Source organism: Ruegeria sp. CF5 (assembly GCF_056537325.1).
In genome coordinates this window covers 238,138-253,575 of sequence record NZ_JBQFRI010000008.1, presented here as the reverse complement: position 1 = coordinate 253,575, position 15,438 = coordinate 238,138, and the positions used below count along the sequence as shown (strand labels likewise).

The following is a 15,438-nucleotide window of genomic DNA, read 5'->3' as shown; positions in this document are numbered from 1 at the left end:
CGCGATCCAGACCGTGAAATCGAACGACGCCAAGAAGGTTGTCACCCTGCGGACCGCCAGCTTTGACGCGGCGGGCGAAGGCGGTTCGGCCCCGGTCGAGACCATCTCGGTCGGTGAAAACCCGGGTCTGTCGTCGTGGGTCGAGGACAAGGTTGCTGAAAGCGATCGTCCGGAACTGACCTCGGCTGGCGTTGTCGTCTCGGGTGGCCGCGGTGTCGGTTCGGAAGAGGACTTCAAACTGATCGAGGGTCTGGCCGACAAGCTGGGCGCCGCTGTTGGCGCTTCGCGCGCGGCGGTCGACTCGGGCTACGCGCCGAACGACTGGCAGGTGGGTCAGACCGGCAAGGTTGTTGCACCGGACCTCTATGTCGCCGTCGGTATCTCGGGCGCGATCCAGCACCTTGCAGGCATGAAGGACTCCAAGGTCATCGTTGCGATCAACAAGGACGAAGAAGCGCCGATCTTCCAGGTCGCAGACTTCGGACTGGTCGCAGACCTGTTCGCAGCAGTCCCGGAACTCACCGAAAAACTCGGTTGAGTTGGAACAGAGATTTTTCAACGAAAAATCCTGCAAGGCCCGCCAAATGGCGGGCCTTTTCTTATTCGACCTCCAGCACGGCGCGATAGAGGCCTTCGGCAATTCGCTGATGCATCGCGGGGCCCAGCATGTGTTCGGCAAGCGGCTGCTGCAGCGTACCGAACAACATATCCTCCAATTCCTCGGACTCACCGGATACCCGCACTGGCGATTCGATAACCCGGGCGCAACGATCCTGCACCTTGGCGATCATATCGGCGCCCACCAGCGCCGGCTCGCAGCCAAGTAGGCCGCCCTGCGCAATGGCCAGCTCTCCCTCGTAGCGGAGCCAGAGCAGGATGACCGGACGATTGATCCGTTCCAAAAGACTGCGCATGCGTCTGATCCATATCTGCCGTAACTCCTGCGCAATGACCTCGAATCGTGCATCCGCGTATTGCAGCAGGTGACTCAGCAGGTGGCGCACGAAGTGGAAATCGGTGAAGTCCACCTCGGGGTAGAGCGCAATCATATCCTGTGTGGGTTGCAGAAAGCGGTCGTTGCGGCGCGGATGAACGCGGTAGAACCGGTTCGAGACGCCTGTCGCGCCGGGGACCTGCAGCACGCAGATATTTGATCCATTCATGAGGTCTGGCACGTTCCGGTCTTGTGACAGCGCCTCAAGCCCGCAGGAAAGGCTCCCGAAATTAATGCACTTTCGATCCAGCCGTTGTTCCAGCAGGGACGAATATGGCCGGTCGACAAACCGACCAAAGGTTTCGACCCCGCCGAAACAGCCGATATATGATCCCTCGAGCGCCCGTTGGGGACCTCGAAACTGAAGTTTTGAGCCCCCATACATACAACTGGTTTCAGTGGCCGCAGGAAGGCCCGGATTAAGATAGCTCATCTCACTCACCCAATTTTGTTCACCCGGTTGCCACCTTGAAGCCGCAAGTATTGCGATTCCGCTAATGTGCGCATTTGAAGCAAATCGTCTGCTCCTCTGCCTCTTGCCGCCTGCCCCGCACTGCCGGTAAGGTCGCGGCACCCTGTGGAAAAAGGCATCTTCGGAATGGACATAAAATCGGTCGGAGTGATTGGCGCGGGTCAGATGGGCAATGGGATCGCTCATGTTCTGGCATTGGCGGAATATGACGTAATGCTGACCGACGTAAGCCAGGACGCGCTGGACAGCGCGATGGTGACGATCGAGGCCAATCTGGCGCGTCAGGCCGGTCGGGGTAAAATCTCGGACGATCAGCTGCATGCGGCGCTGAAGCGGATTTCAACCACGCTTGCCTTGCCCGAGCTGGGGCAGACCGATCTGGTCATCGAAGCGGCAACAGAGCGCGAAGCGATCAAGCAGGCGATTTTCGAGGACCTGCAGCCGCATCTGCAACCCCATACGATTTTGACATCGAACACGTCCTCCATTTCGATAACCCGGCTGGCCAGCCGAACGGACCGACCCGAGCGGTTCATGGGGTTTCATTTCATGAACCCGGTGCCGGTGATGCAGCTGGTTGAGCTGATTCGCGGGATTGCCACCGACGAGGCGACGTTCAAGGCCTGTAAGGCCGTCGTCGACCGGTTGGGCAAAACCGCGGCAAGCGCCGAGGATTTTCCGGCCTTTATCGTGAATCGCATCCTGATGCCGATGATCAACGAGGCGGTATATACCCTCTATGAGGGGGTCGGGAACGTGCAGTCCATCGACCAGTCAATGAAATTGGGTGCCAATCACCCGATGGGCCCGCTGGAGCTGGCCGATTTCATCGGGCTGGATACCTGTCTTGCCATCATGAACGTTCTGCATGAAGGGTTGGCCGACACCAAATATCGCCCCTGCCCCTTGTTGACGAAATATGTCGAGGCCGGGTGGCTTGGCCGCAAGACCGAACGGGGATTCTATGATTACCGTGGGGACGTTCCGGTTCCGACGCGGTAACAGGAGGGTGCCAACCCCTCGCCCGGATGAAATCCGGGCTCACCCCGGGGATATTTTCGGCAAAAGGAAGCGGCGGGTCAGTCGCGCAGCGACAAGGTATGTTTGCGCAGCCACGCCATGAAGCCGCGCGGATCGCGTTCCAGCAGCTTCATGTCTTCGTCGGATACAGGTTCTCCGATCACCGGCGATTGCGGTTTGTTGCAGGATCGGACGATTTCGTGCAGCAGCAGACCCTGACGCAGGATCGGGGAAATCCGGTTGGCGATCTGATACCAGCGCGAATTTGAGCCGGGGAAAAATATGGGCACAACCTTCGCACCTGAACGGCGGATCATTTTGGCGGTGAACACGTTCCATTCCCGCTCGATCGCAGGGCCGAACCAGTTGTCGGATGACATAACCACACCGGACGGGAACAGGGCGACAACCCCGCCTTCGGCCAGATGTTTCATTGCCTTGCCGCGCATCTCGAGCATTTTGGACTGCGCTTCGGGATCGTGAGGAAACGGCACCGGGATCATGAACGAGGTCGCCGCCTCATCAAGGCCGGTCAGGACCGAACGGGTCAGAATGCGATAATCGCTGCGCACGCGGCCAATGAGTTCGGCAAAGATCATGCCGTCAACCATGCCGTGCGGGTGGTTTGCGACCACGATCACCGGCCCTTCTTTCGGTATGCGGGCGAACTGTTCTTCAGGCGTGGTCAGGTCTATGCCCATGACCTTGAGCGCGCCGCCCCAGAATTTCTGACCACGGTAAAGCTCGTTCTGTTTTTCGAACTTGTTTACCATGCGCAGGATGGTCAGCTTGCCGGTACACCATTCGATGGCCCGGATGGCGGTCGAGGTCCAGGCATCATCGAACGAATTGGCATAAGTCAGGGTTCTACGGTCGTAGATTTCGCCCTGATCTTTGGCCCCATCCGCCATCGGTCCGGTCTTGGTATCGTGAGCGGTTTCCGCCAATTCCTGGTCTTCCCGTTCTTCCCATCGCAGCGGCTGCGAAATCAGAACCCTTCGCCGAACTTGTCGTTCACAAGAGTCTCAAGAGCGTCCGCCAATGCCTCAGCATCCGGGCCGGACGTTTCGACGTCAATAGTAGTTCCGCGCGACGCTGCCAACATCAAAAGCCCCATAATGCTGTCACCAGACGCATAAAGTCCGTCCTTGGACACCTCTGCCGTAGCGTCAAAACCTTCCACAACTTCGACCAGCTTGGCCGACGCGCGGGCGTGCAAGCCCTTTTCATTGACGATTTTCAAACTGCGATTGATCATATTCAAAAATTCCGGTTCAATCTAACGTAACATTTTGCGTATTAATGTACTTCCGTCCAGCCTCCATCGCGTGGCGGACGGCATCCGCAACCGGCAGGTGGCGGCTTTTGGCCAGTTTGATCAGCATCGGCAGATTGGCCCCATAGAGAATGCGACGATCCTGCGGCGCGCAGGCACGCAGGCTGAGGTTCGATGGGCTGCCGCCGAACAGGTCGGTTACCACGACAACGCCATCCCCGGTATCCACCCCGTCGGCAGCGGCACAGATTTCAATCTGCTTGGCCTCGCGGTCATGGTCGGCTTCGATCGGAACTGCGACAAGCCCCGGCTGCTGCCCCACGACATGCTGCATAGCGGCCAGGTATTCCTGAGCCAGACCCCCATGCGCTACGATTACGATCCCGATCAATCCGGCCTCACATTCAAAGAGCGACGTTCCATTTCGCGATGCCTAATTGCCACCTGCTGCCCCTGCTCTGCAAGTGCCTTTGCAACCGCTTCGGCCACGGTCACCGACCTGTGTTGTCCGCCGGTGCATCCGAAGGCCACCGACAGGTGCGCTTTGCCCTCGGCGCGATAGGCGGGCAACAGAATACGCAGCAGATCCACGATCCGTTCGAAGAAGGGCGCGTAATTCGCATCTGCACCTACATAGTTCGCCACATCCGGATTTCGACCGTCAGCGGCGCGCAATTCGGGTTTCCAGTAGGGGTTGGCCAGAAACCGGCAGTCAAAGACCATATCCAGTCCACGTGGCAGCCCACGCTTGTAGGAAAAGGACTCGATCGATACCGCTAGATGGCGCCCCCCTTCCGGGGCAAACCAATGCTCAACCTCTTCGCGCAGTTGATGGATATTCAGCGTGCTTGAATCGATCAGCGTGTCAGCAATTTCCCGAATGGGTTGCAGCAGTTCCTTTTCCTGCTGAATCCCCGTTTCGGGACTGGCATCCGAGGCCATCGGGTGACGGCGGCGCGTTTCGGAGAACCGGCGCAGCAACACCTCGTCACTGCAATCCAGATAGAGCGTTGTCAGGTCCAACTTCTCCATCCGGCCGAGTTTCGATACCAGTTCGAGAAACCCGATTGTCGAAAAATCACGGTTTCGGGCGTCGATCCCAAGCGCCATGGGGCGCATTGGTTCCGGGCCTTCCAGAAGACGCTCAAGCAATCCCATCGGTAGGTTGTCGATGGCTTCGAACCCGAGGTCTTCGAGTACGTGAATCGCCGTCGAGCGACCCGCCCCTGACGGGCCTGTCACCAGCACGATACGTCTTTGTGAATTCAAGTTCTGGGCCATTCCGGTCCGACACGCCCCGTTTTCATCAATTGAACCAAAGATGCGGCAAAATGTGGGGATTTTACAGCGCGAAGCAAGGGAAGGGACTGTTTGAGAACCTGCACGTTTTCCGGTTCCGGCAAACGGGCAGTTTCCTCGGTATCCAGATCAAGCACCCAGGCAAGGCTGACGGGCCCTACCGGGTCGGCCTGCAACAGGCCGATACCGCGGGCTTCGATCAGACCGCGTATCGGTTCGGGCGCCTGAGCTGCAACCGTTTCGCCCTCCATCCACAGGTTGACCCGGTCATCCGATACGAGGGCCGCGCCCATCCCCATCATCTGGAGCGCAAGTGCGGATTTACCCGAGCCTGACCTTCCGGTAATCAGCAATCCCCGGTCATGAAGAGTGACGCAACTTGCGTGGACTGTCGCGGCGTCCTGATTGGTCACGGCTGACAGAACCCGCACACTCATGGGTCAGACAGGAAGCCCCACGACGAATCGCGCGCCCAGGGGCTCGGATGTGATATCGGCCTCGGTCGGGCGGATGTTCTCGGCCCAGATCACGCCACCATGCGCCTCGACGATTTGTTTGGATATCGCAAGGCCGAGACCGGAATTCTTACCGAAATGTTCGACTGGCCTTTGCGAGTAGAATCGCTTGAACACCTTGGCCAGAGCTTCGTCCGGAATGCCCGGGCCGGTATCTTCGACGACGACCAGCACACGGTTGTCGCGGCGCCGGGCCCAGACGCGGATTGCGTCGCCATCCTGACAAAACGAGATCGCATTGGTGATCAGATTTACAAACACCTGCGCCAGCCGCGCCTCAAGCCCTTCGATCACGATCGGATCAGACGGCAGGTCGGAAATATAGTCGATTCCCTTGGATCTGGCGTCTTCGCCAAGGTATTGGCCAAGGTTCTCCAAAAGCTTCAGTAGGTCGAAAGGTTGCTGATCTTCCTTAACCAGTTCGGCATCCAGACGCGAGGCGTTGGAGATATCGCTGACCAGACGGTCCAGACGGCGCACGTCCTGCTCGATGACATCAAGCAATTTGTCCCGCTGATCCTCTCGTTTTATGAACCGCAGAGTGCCAACCGCAGATTGCAGGCTGGCAAGGGGGTTCTTGATCTCGTGCGCCACATCCGCCGCAAATTGTTCATTGGCCTCGATACGGTTGTACAGCGCCGAGACCATACCCCGCAGCGCGCGGCTGAGGCGCCCGATCTCGTCCGGGCGGGCCGTGAGGTCCGGAATGCGGATGCGCCCGGGATTGACTTGCCGTGTCCCCCGATCCTTGCCCATTTCCGCAGCAGCGGCCAGATCCGCCAGCGGGTTGGCGATTGTTGAAGCCAGAACAAGACTCAGCCCCACCGAAACCAAAAGCGCGATCACGAACATCTGCAGAACGCGTTCCTGTTCCTGTCGGCTGAGCGCGTCAATTTCGCCCGCAGGACCGGACATGGCAATTGCACCGATGGCAATTCCGTCACGCATTATCGGTGTGGCTGACACGATAACCGTGTCGCCAACTGAATCGGACACCGCATTCACCTGCACATGCCCCGCGATCGCGTCGGGGATCAGCGCCTGAATCCGGTCCGCCAAAGGCGGTGAAACACTGTGCGCGGAACCGCTGAAAACCGACGAGACGCCGTTCCACACCGCGGTGAGCGCATCGCTGATCAGCGTGTTACCTGCAGCGGTCGCACTGTCGGTCCGCATGAGCGCCGGCAGATTTGAGTCCGGAGCCTTCCCGCGCGTCCAGCCGACAAGTGTGCCGGCCTGGTCGTAAACGAACACTTCGACCCCGTCCCGCAGGCTGAGGCCGGCCAGTGTTTCCTTGACGTCGATGCCGCTTCCGCTGGTTAGGCTGTCTGCCGGACCGTCGCGAAGCTGGGTTTCGAAGACATTGCTGACCAGTTGCGCGTCGCCGACAACGCTGCGCGCGCGCTGCTGCACCTGTTCTTTCCGCGAATCATCCAGGTAAAGCAGACCGGCAACAAGAATGACGAGCGCGATAAGGTTGAACGTGATGATCTTGCGCGCAAGCGGCGAGCCCCTGAGCGCAAACAGGTTGCGCCCGGATCGCTTCGAGCGCATTTCGGATGATGCCGGGTCTTGCGGGATGACCCAGTCATCCCCAAGAACGACGTCCCCGTCGCGTGGTCCGCTAACTTCTCCGGTATCCCGCACGAAAACCCCTTAACTTACTTCCGGCAGCCGCGCTTAATCTTCGTTGTACCGGTAGCCGATCCCATAAAGGGTCTCAATTGCCGAGAATTCGGCATCAGCCGTACGCATCTTTTTGCGCAGACGCTTGATGTGGCTGTCGATGGTACGGTCATCCACATAGACCTGATCATCATAGGCCACGTCCATCAGCTGATCACGGCTTTTGACAAAACCCGGACGCTGCGCCAGCGCCTGCAACAGCAGGAACTCGGTGACTGTCAGGGACACATCGTTGCCCTTCCAGCTGACCGCGTGCCGCAGAGGGTCCATGCGCAGATGTCCACGCTCCATTACCTTGGCGTCACCGGTATTTGCGACCGGAGCATCGCCGGAAGTGACCTCCTGTCGGCGCAGCAATGCGCGAATTCGTTCAACAAGCAGACGTTGGGAGAACGGCTTTTTGACATAGTCGTCTGCCCCCATCCGCAAGCCCAGAACTTCGTCGATCTCATCATCTTTGGAAGTCAGAAAGATAACTGGCATCTGGGTTTTCTGCCGCAGACGCTGCAGCAAATCCATGCCATCCATCCTTGGCATCTTGATATCCAGAACGGCCATGTCCGGCAGCTTTTTGTTGAACGCATCCAGCGCCGCCTGACCGTCATTATAGGTTTCGACCTCGAACCCTTCGGCCTCGAGCGTCATGGATACGGACGTCAGGATGTTTCTGTCGTCATCCACCAGTGCAATCTTAGACATGGGAAATGCCCCTGCTCTCTATACGCGATATTTCGCCTATTTGCACCGCATTCATGGCGTTTTTGAGGCGGCGAATCAATGCGAATTCGCAAATTGTGCACTTATCGCCACAGTGTTGCGGCAAAAATACCTTAGTTGACCGCCTTTCACCGCCCGGACTGCTACAGAATTTTCATGATGGCGCTAAACCTTAGCTTGGTTGCGCTAACTGCGCCAAACCGTCCTGTTCATGCCCCGAACGACCATGATAAGACGCGCGCATCCGCCGGAACGATCCGGTAATTTGCCCAATGAGCGCAGATGGCCCCAATCGCCGCAGCGCCGCCATAGGAGAGAATACGCATGACATCTGGACGGGTTAACCCGCAATTCCGCCTCGAAGATCAGGGCATCGAGGGTCTGGGCAATGTCTATTACAACTTCATGGAACCGGCGCTGATCGAAGAGGCACTCAAGCGGAACGAAGGCACGCTTGGCAATGGCGGGGCCTTTCTGGTCACCACCGGCAAATTCACCGGCCGTTCGCCCAAGGACAAACACGTTGTAAAAACCGACAGCGTGTCAGACACCATCTGGTGGGAAAACAACGCCGCGATGAGCCCGGAAGGTTTCGACGCGCTTTATGCCGATATGCTGGAGCATATGAAGGGCCGCGACTATTTCGTGCAGGATCTCGTCGGCGGCGCCGACCCCTCCTACTCGATCAATGTTCGCATGGTAACCGAACTGGCCTGGCACAACCTGTTCATCCGTCACCTGCTGCGCCGCCCGGATCGCGAAGATCTGGACGAGTTCACTGCCGACTTCACGGTCATCAACTGCCCCAGTTTTCAGGCAAACCCCCAAAAGCACGGCTGCCAGAGCGAGACAGTGATTGCGCTGAACTTTGACCGCAGGCTGATCCTGATCGGCGGCACCGAATATGCGGGCGAGAACAAGAAATCCGTTTTCACTCTGCTCAACTATATGCTGCCCGAAAAAGGTGTGATGCCGATGCACTGCTCGGCCAACCACGCGGTCGGCAACCCGGTCGACACGGCGGTGTTCTTTGGCCTGTCCGGCACAGGCAAGACCACCCTGTCAGCTGACCCGGCGCGGGTGCTGATCGGTGATGACGAACATGGCTGGTCGGATCGCGGCACCTTCAACTTTGAAGGCGGCTGCTATGCCAAGACGATCAACCTGAACGCCGAAGCCGAGCCCGAAATCTATGCCACGACTTCCAAGTTCGGCACGGTGATCGAGAACATGGTGTTCGATCCGGAAACCAAAGAGCTGGATTTCAACGACGATTCGCTGACCGCCAACATGCGCTGTGCCTATCCGCTGGAGTACATCTCAAACGCGTCCGGCAGCGCTTTGGGTGGACATCCCAAAAACATCATCATGCTGACCTGCGACGCCTTCGGTGTTTTGCCTCCGATCGCACGGCTCACACCGGCGCAGGCCATGTATCACTTCCTGTCGGGCTTTACCTCCAAGGTCGCCGGAACCGAGCGTGGCGTTACCGAGCCGCAGCCGACATTCTCGACCTGTTTCGGCGCACCGTTCATGCCGCGCCGCCCCGAAGTTTACGGCAACCTGCTGCGTGAAAAGATCGCTCAGCACGGCGCGACCTGCTGGCTGGTCAACACCGGCTGGACCGGTGGCGCCTATGGTGTTGGCAGCCGGATGCCGATCAAGGCTACCCGGGCGCTGCTGACCGCCGCTCTGGACGGATCGCTGACCGAGGCAGAGTATCGCAAGGACTCCAATTTCGGGTTTGACGTTCCGGTCTCGGCCCCGGGCGTGGCCGAGGTGCTGCTGGACCCGCGCCGGACCTGGGATGATCAGGCCGCGTTCGACAAGCAGGCAGAAAAACTGGTGCAGATGTTTGCCGAGAATTTCGAACAGTACCTGCCCTTCATCGACGAAGACGTAAAAGCCGTCGCCATCGGTTAACGGGAAAGAGGCGCTCGCGCCTCTTTCACAACCGTTTGTCGCACAGCGACAAGATCAATCTATATATGGTTGTATTTGGGTGAACGAATATACAAATCCGTTGCCCGGTCACAAATCATGCGGTATTTCGACTAACTACTACCAAAATCGCCCGACGCGTTGGCGCCGGGCGTGAATTGAAAGAAACTTTGGGCAGCATATGCGCACTCACTCACATTCGCGATCAAAGCTGCCTAATACGAAAGCTACAGTATTATAAAGGGGATGAGTGTCAATACGAGACCTGAGGGCAATGCCCCGGTTCAGGACGGCCCGGACCAGTTATCCGTGCCTGTATTGACATGACGGCAAAGTGGTAAAGCTATGACAGAAATTTCGAAACTCGCCGAATTGCGCAAACTGATGCAAAGCATGGAACGCACGCTGGGGTTGGAGGAGTTGTCGCCGGTCGAACGCGACATCTATTATGCCGCAGGTGAATTGTCCAAATCCGAACAAGAGGTCCGCACCTTTGGTCTGATCGAACACACTCTGCTGCAGAGCGTTTCGCGCCCGACCTTCTTTCGCGCGCTGAAATCCTTGGTTCAAAAGGGTTACCTTTCGCAAAGCGGGACTGCAAACAGGGGACGTTACGTCGTTCATGCCCCCAAATAGCGGTCGCACCCCAAGCGGCAGCGGCTGAATCACGTGCGCTCTTGGGTTTCCGAAACATTCTTTGCCTCGCTGGCCTATGTCGTGGCGTCGATACTGACCTTCGAGGTTTTGTCGCCACTTCAGAACATGTTCTTTCCCGAATATCCCAGCCGCGCGAGCCTGCTGTTTCTGCCGCATGGTGTTCGGATATTGGCAGCCTGGTTGCTGGGATGGCGTGCCATCTTTGCCCTGCTGCCCGGGGTGATTTTGGTATTTGTGTATATCGGCGGAACGGATGTTTTCCTGCCAAGCCGCATTATGGCGATCCTGATCGCCGTCACGACCGCTCCTGCGGTATTCTACGCACTGAAATGGATCGGATGGGACTTGTTTCCCAAACCTGACCGCAAACCCTGTTGGGCGTGCATCATGGGCGTTGGGGTCGTCACTTCGTTTCTGATGTCCAGCCTGACAAACATGGCCTTCGGCAGCGCCACGGTTGAATATATCGCCTTCCTGATCGGCGACATTTCCGGCCTGTTTTTCCTGATGCTGGGTTTGCTTTTCGCCTTTCGCTATTTTGAAACGCGTGGATGAATTTTCACCCTGTCACCGCACGCCGGACAAGGTTCAGCCCCGCAAGCAATAGAACGAACAGGGTCGCCTTGCGAAACGTGGCTTGATCGATTCTGTCCTGCAATTGCATCCCCAGCCATAGACCAGCCAGCGCGGGTGTGATCAGCAGCAGGGAAAACGGGACCGTTTCGGCCCTGAGAATCCCCGATCCCATATGGGCGACAGTCAGGGCAGTGGCACCCAGACCATAGATCACACCTTGAATGCGAACCTGATCGTTTTTTGGTGTATTCAGCGCGGTCAGATAGGCAACGGTGGGCGGCCCCCACACCCCGGACATGCCCCCAATAAAGCCCGCGATGGAGCCTGCCACCGCTTCGATCCGGGGCGATCTTTGCTGCAAGGTCAGTCTGAAACCAAGTAACTGAAGCAGGGCAAAGAACACAACCGGGGCGCCGATCATCATCAGGAAGGTCGAGGCAGGAACGAGGCTGACCAATTGCGCGCTGATCAAAAGAAAGATCAGCCCGACACTCAGAAACACCCGAAACGCGCGGATCGACCGGAACGCAGCCTTCGCCCCCTCGCGCAGGGCCTGCACGCCATTGGTCGCCAGCGTCGGCAGGATCAATCCCGCCAACGCGACATCGGGCGGGAACATCATGCTCAGACCTGAAACCATAATCATGGGCATGGCGAATCCCACCATTCCCTTGATCATCCCGGCCAGAACCGCAACGGCACATGCGATGGCCAGATCCTGGGGCGTAAACAGCGAAAACAGAGACATGCCCCTTCATATCATTCGGAAACTTCTCTGCACTGCAAAAATTACTGGGTAATTTTCGAACGTTTTCCAATGGCATTGCGTATTTTTGTTGCGCTGCACGTGCAGCATGATATGACCAGACAACCCGAAAGAAGGACGTGATTCATGGCCCATGACGGACAGGATGTGACCGATATGACAACACCTGCAATTTTGCCCGATCTTCTGGCTTTGACCCGTGCGGCCCTGCCCGCAGTCGAAACCGTTTTTGAACGCGCCCGCGATTCTGTCCGGGCCATGGTGAGCAGCGATGGCAAGGTGTCTGGCGCACTGATCGAGGCGAACCAGACGGCTGCACATGGCCTGTCCTGGCTGGCGACCTACAACCAGTCGCTTCAACAGATGCAACGCTGGGCCGAGGCATTGGAGGCGCAGGGCAAGTTTGGCGAGATGGAGCAGTTGCTGCACCAGATCGCGTTTGGAGAGTATCTGCATCAGGTCGCGGGCGGTATCCCGATGAACCAGACCGAGGTCGTGCGCCTGCAGGATCTGGGGCTGGGCTGGGACGCGCTGTCCGGCTTTCAATGCGCCGAAGTGCAGACATTGATGGGTCAGGCCAACACTCAGGCTGCGCGCACCCGTCTGGTCGAGCTGATGGAGGCACAGTCCGGCGCCACCATGTTCGGCGCATCCGGTCTGGACGAAGAACTGGAAATGATCCGCGACCAGTTCCGCCGCTATGCACAGGAAAAGGTCGAACCGAACGCACATGACTGGCATCTGAACGATGAACTGATCCCGATGGAAATCATCGAGGAACTGGCAGAGATGGGCGTCTTTGGCCTGACCATCCCCGAGGAATTCGGCGGGTTCGGCCTGTCCAAGGCATCGATGTGCGTCGTGTCCGAGGAACTGTCACGCGGTTATATCGGTGTCGGCTCACTTGGCACCCGCTCGGAAATTGCCGCCGAACTGATCATCGCGGGGGGAACGGACGAGCAGAAGGCAAGCTGGCTGCCTCGCATTGCCAGTGCTGAAATCCTGCCAACGGCCGTATTCACCGAACCGAATACCGGGTCTGATCTGGGCTCACTGCGCACCCGCGCTGTGAAGGATGAAAACGGCGACTACAAGATCACCGGCAACAAAACCTGGATCACCCACGCCGCACGGACCCATGTAATGACCCTGCTGGCGCGCACCAATCCGGACACGACGGATCACCGTGGCCTGTCGATGTTCCTGGCGGAAAAGACACCCGGCACGGACGAGAACCCCTTTCCCACTCCCGGCATGACCGGCGGCGAGATCGAAGTGCTGGGCTATCGCGGCATGAAGGAATACGAGCTGGGCTTTGACGGCTTCCATGTCAAAGGTGAGAACCTGCTGGGCGGAGAAGAGGGCAAGGGCTTCAAACAGCTCATGGAAACCTTCGAATCCGCACGGATCCAAACTGCGGCCCGCGCCATCGGCGTTGCGCAATGTGCGCTGGATATCGCCATGCAATACGCACAGGACCGCAAGCAGTTCGGTAAATCCTTGATCAACTTCCCTCGCGTCTCGGGCAAACTGGCGATGATGGCGGTCGAGGTCATGATCGCGCGCCAGCTGACCTATTTCTCGGCCTGGGAAAAGGATCACGGCCAGCGCTGCGACCTTGAGGCCGGAATGGCCAAACTGTTGGGTGCGCGGGTGGCCTGGGCGGCGGCAGATAACGGATTGCAGATTCACGGCGGCAACGGCTTTGCACTGGAATACAAGATTTCCCGTGTTCTGTGCGACGCCCGCATCCTGAACATCTTTGAAGGCGCCGCTGAAATTCAGGCGCAAGTGATCGCGCGTCGGCTGCTGAGCTAGGCCGCCGACCTGTCATATTTCCCCAACTGGGCCCGGTGTCAAAACCGGGCCTTTTCTTTTGCGACATCATGATGCCATTGCATTGGTGCTTTCTGTTCCGCTAGGACCATCGTGTTGAACGGAGGCCGTGATGCTGCGCGTAACATTGATTTTGCCTTTGCTGGCCCTGTTCCAGTGCGACAGGGATGAATCCGTCGCCGCCTATGGCGCCGCAGATCGCACATGGACATTGCAGGAAATCGATGGGCAGCCCTTTGGCGCATCAGCTACGATCAGCTTTCCCGAGGCGGGTCAGATCGCCGGGCGGGCGCCCTGTAACAGCTTTAGTGGCACGCTCGACGCGCCCTATCCGTGGTTCGAAATCACTGATCTGGCCGCTACTCGTGCTGCGTGCCCTGATCTAGAAGCCGAAGGGGCATATTTCGCGGCGCTTATGGCGATGACACAGTCCGAAGTATCGGGCGATGTTCTGATCCTGCGGAACGAAGACGGGCACGAAATGTTGTTCAAAGCCGCCGAGTAAACCGCTCGACAAATCTGGCACGCGCCTCTGGCAAGGGGGTGTGGCCCAGCGCAGGGGCGACCCGGTGTTCAAGAAAGTAACCGGTTGTCTTCAGACCCGTCGCGATTTCATCATCGGGGGCGGTTCCTTCGCCGCGCAGGCAAGGCGGCAACGGCAACAGCCTATCCGCCCATTCCCCGGCCCCGTCCGCGCTGACCGCGCGACCGGATTTTGGCGAAACATAGATCAGCCCTTCGCGCGCTCCGGTCACCGCACAGCTGGTCAGGTCAAGGCCAAAACCCAACTCTTCGAGCAGTGCCAGTTCCCAGCGCAGATAGGCAAGTGGCCAGATGTCGTCCTGACCAAGCAGGTCCATCAACCGCTCGGTCGGGGTGTAGATGCGCGGGTGGGGTTCGCGTTCAGGCAAACAGAAAGACAGCAGCGAAACCACCGCATTCAAACCGGCCAGGGCCAGACGCCCGGAAAACGCCGCCGCCGCGCGCGACCGCAGCGGTTCGACCTGAAAAGCGCCCAGATGCTCTTCAAGCCGCGCGCGCCAGATGACGTCAAGCTGCGCGCCCGGTTGCAGGATCGGCGCGACCTTGCGGCTTGTCCCACCCCGCACGACACCTGCGTGGCGACCGTGGGATTCGGTAAAGACCTCGATAATGGCTGCGGTTTCACCATGGCGGCGGGTGGTCAGCAGAATGCCGTGATCTCGCCAATCCAAATCTCGTACCCCACCCCAATGTTCCGGCACGGTTAAAAGACCGCAACCAGTGGCCTCCTGCAAGGGTCATCGCCCTTGACAACCCGCCCTGTGTTCTGAAAGTTATTTAACAATCATGTTAAAAAGAGGAATTCGTTATGCGCGGGATCACGATCACCTACGAATACAGCGGCAACGAAGATGATTGGACCGCCGCAACCGGCGCGTTCATTGCTGCGATCAACGCAGATCCGGACGCATCCGGTAAATTCACTTATCAGGTTGCTGTCGCGGACGATGGCAAGACCCGGTTTCACTGGGGCCGATGGGACAGCGCCGAGACGCTGGCCCACGTGCAGGCCCAGCCCTATTTCAAGGAATTCGCGGGCAAGGTGCGGGAATTCGCCGGAGGCGCACCAAGCGCCACTGGCCACGATATTTCCGCTAAAACCAGCGGCTGGTGAGCCTTGCGGCCCGTGAACCGAGGCAA

18 protein-coding genes are annotated in these 15,438 nt (G+C 58.4%); 8 read left to right on the top strand and 10 right to left on the bottom strand.

Annotated elements, in window-relative coordinates:
- On the top strand, positions 1-538 hold a 538-nt coding region (locus tag ACR0NW_RS18580), incomplete at its 5' end, for an electron transfer flavoprotein subunit alpha/FixB family protein (protein ID WP_480791891.1).
- 61 nt (positions 539-599) lie between these two features.
- On the opposite strand, the gene ACR0NW_RS18575 is transcribed toward ACR0NW_RS18580, so the two are convergent.
- Complete coding sequence (locus ACR0NW_RS18575; protein WP_480452004.1) at positions 600-1,427, bottom strand: DUF6473 family protein; 828 nt, start codon at positions 1,425-1,427, stop codon at positions 600-602.
- Positions 1,428-1,592: 165 nt separating this feature from the next.
- On the opposite strand from ACR0NW_RS18575, the gene ACR0NW_RS18570 reads away from it, so the two are divergent.
- The gene (locus ACR0NW_RS18570) at positions 1,593-2,468 is read left to right on the top strand and encodes a 3-hydroxybutyryl-CoA dehydrogenase (protein ID WP_170653962.1); all 876 of its coding nucleotides are present in this window, start codon (positions 1,593-1,595) and stop codon (positions 2,466-2,468) included.
- Between the two features lie 77 nt (positions 2,469-2,545).
- Here ACR0NW_RS18570 and ACR0NW_RS18565 read toward each other — a convergent pair whose 3' ends face one another.
- Genes ACR0NW_RS18565 through ACR0NW_RS18535 form a run of 7 tightly spaced genes read right to left on the bottom strand, consistent with a single transcriptional unit; the run spans position 2,546 to position 7,961 of the window.
- Positions 2,546-3,433 carry a lysophospholipid acyltransferase family protein gene (locus tag ACR0NW_RS18565; protein WP_170653964.1) on the bottom strand — a complete coding sequence of 296 codons (888 nt, stop codon included), beginning with the start codon at positions 3,431-3,433 and terminating at the stop codon, positions 2,546-2,548.
- Positions 3,434-3,474: 41 nt separating this feature from the next.
- Positions 3,475-3,744, bottom strand: coding sequence for an HPr family phosphocarrier protein (locus ACR0NW_RS18560; RefSeq protein ID WP_170653966.1), 270 nt, complete (start codon positions 3,742-3,744; stop codon positions 3,475-3,477).
- A 16-nt stretch (positions 3,745-3,760) separates the two neighbouring features.
- Positions 3,761-4,153: a PTS sugar transporter subunit IIA domain-containing protein gene (locus tag ACR0NW_RS18555; protein ID WP_170653968.1), complete on the bottom strand. Its 393-nt coding sequence runs from the start codon at positions 4,151-4,153 to the stop codon at positions 3,761-3,763.
- Positions 4,150-5,043, bottom strand: coding sequence for an RNase adapter RapZ (rapZ, locus tag ACR0NW_RS18550; RefSeq protein WP_480452001.1), 894 nt, complete (start codon positions 5,041-5,043; stop codon positions 4,150-4,152). Before rapZ ends, ACR0NW_RS18555 begins: the two co-directional genes overlap by 4 nt.
- The gene (locus ACR0NW_RS18545; protein WP_480451999.1) at positions 5,028-5,498 is read right to left on the bottom strand and encodes an HPr kinase/phosphorylase; all 471 of its coding nucleotides are present in this window, start codon (positions 5,496-5,498) and stop codon (positions 5,028-5,030) included. Before ACR0NW_RS18545 ends, rapZ begins: the two co-directional genes overlap by 16 nt.
- Before the next feature lie 3 nt (positions 5,499-5,501).
- Entirely contained in the window at positions 5,502-7,223 is a 1,722-nt protein-coding gene (locus ACR0NW_RS18540; protein ID WP_480451997.1) for an ATP-binding protein, read from the bottom strand.
- 33 nt (positions 7,224-7,256) lie between these two features.
- Positions 7,257-7,961, bottom strand: a complete 705-nt coding sequence (locus ACR0NW_RS18535; RefSeq protein ID WP_170653976.1) for a response regulator transcription factor — start codon at positions 7,959-7,961, stop codon at positions 7,257-7,259.
- Between the two features lie 342 nt (positions 7,962-8,303).
- On the opposite strand from ACR0NW_RS18535, the gene ACR0NW_RS18530 reads away from it, so the two are divergent.
- From ACR0NW_RS18530 to ACR0NW_RS18520, 3 genes are all read left to right on the top strand, one after another.
- Positions 8,304-9,902 (top strand): phosphoenolpyruvate carboxykinase, encoded by a 1,599-nt coding sequence (locus ACR0NW_RS18530; protein ID WP_480451995.1) that lies wholly within the window; start codon positions 8,304-8,306, stop codon positions 9,900-9,902.
- Between the two features lie 363 nt (positions 9,903-10,265).
- A complete protein-coding gene (locus ACR0NW_RS18525) occupies positions 10,266-10,556 on the top strand; it encodes a hypothetical protein (RefSeq protein ID WP_170653980.1) in 291 nt (96 codons plus the stop codon).
- A gap of 33 nt (positions 10,557-10,589) precedes the next feature.
- The gene (locus ACR0NW_RS18520; protein ID WP_480451992.1) at positions 10,590-11,132 is read left to right on the top strand and encodes a hypothetical protein; all 543 of its coding nucleotides are present in this window, start codon (positions 10,590-10,592) and stop codon (positions 11,130-11,132) included.
- Between the two features lie 4 nt (positions 11,133-11,136).
- On the opposite strand, the gene ACR0NW_RS18515 is transcribed toward ACR0NW_RS18520, so the two are convergent.
- Positions 11,137-11,901 carry a sulfite exporter TauE/SafE family protein gene (locus ACR0NW_RS18515; protein ID WP_480451991.1) on the bottom strand — a complete coding sequence of 255 codons (765 nt, stop codon included), beginning with the start codon at positions 11,899-11,901 and terminating at the stop codon, positions 11,137-11,139.
- Between the two features lie 144 nt (positions 11,902-12,045).
- Between ACR0NW_RS18515 and ACR0NW_RS18510 the strand changes: the two genes are divergently transcribed.
- Together ACR0NW_RS18510 and ACR0NW_RS18505 are read left to right on the top strand one after the other, a co-directional pair.
- Positions 12,046-13,737, top strand: a complete 1,692-nt coding sequence (locus tag ACR0NW_RS18510; protein WP_480451989.1) for an acyl-CoA dehydrogenase family protein — start codon at positions 12,046-12,048, stop codon at positions 13,735-13,737.
- A gap of 130 nt (positions 13,738-13,867) precedes the next feature.
- Positions 13,868-14,260, top strand: coding sequence for an META domain-containing protein (locus ACR0NW_RS18505; protein ID WP_480451987.1), 393 nt, complete (start codon positions 13,868-13,870; stop codon positions 14,258-14,260).
- On the opposite strand, the gene recO is transcribed toward ACR0NW_RS18505, so the two are convergent.
- Positions 14,244-14,969, bottom strand: coding sequence for a DNA repair protein RecO (gene recO, locus ACR0NW_RS18500; RefSeq protein WP_480452012.1), 726 nt, complete (start codon positions 14,967-14,969; stop codon positions 14,244-14,246). The two genes, ACR0NW_RS18505 and recO, sit on opposite strands and share 17 nt — an antisense overlap.
- Before the next feature lie 137 nt (positions 14,970-15,106).
- Here recO and ACR0NW_RS18495 point away from each other — a divergent pair, with 137 nt between their 5' ends.
- Positions 15,107-15,412: a hypothetical protein gene (locus ACR0NW_RS18495; protein ID WP_480451985.1), complete on the top strand. Its 306-nt coding sequence runs from the start codon at positions 15,107-15,109 to the stop codon at positions 15,410-15,412.
- The last annotated feature ends 26 nt before the right edge of the window (positions 15,413-15,438 follow it).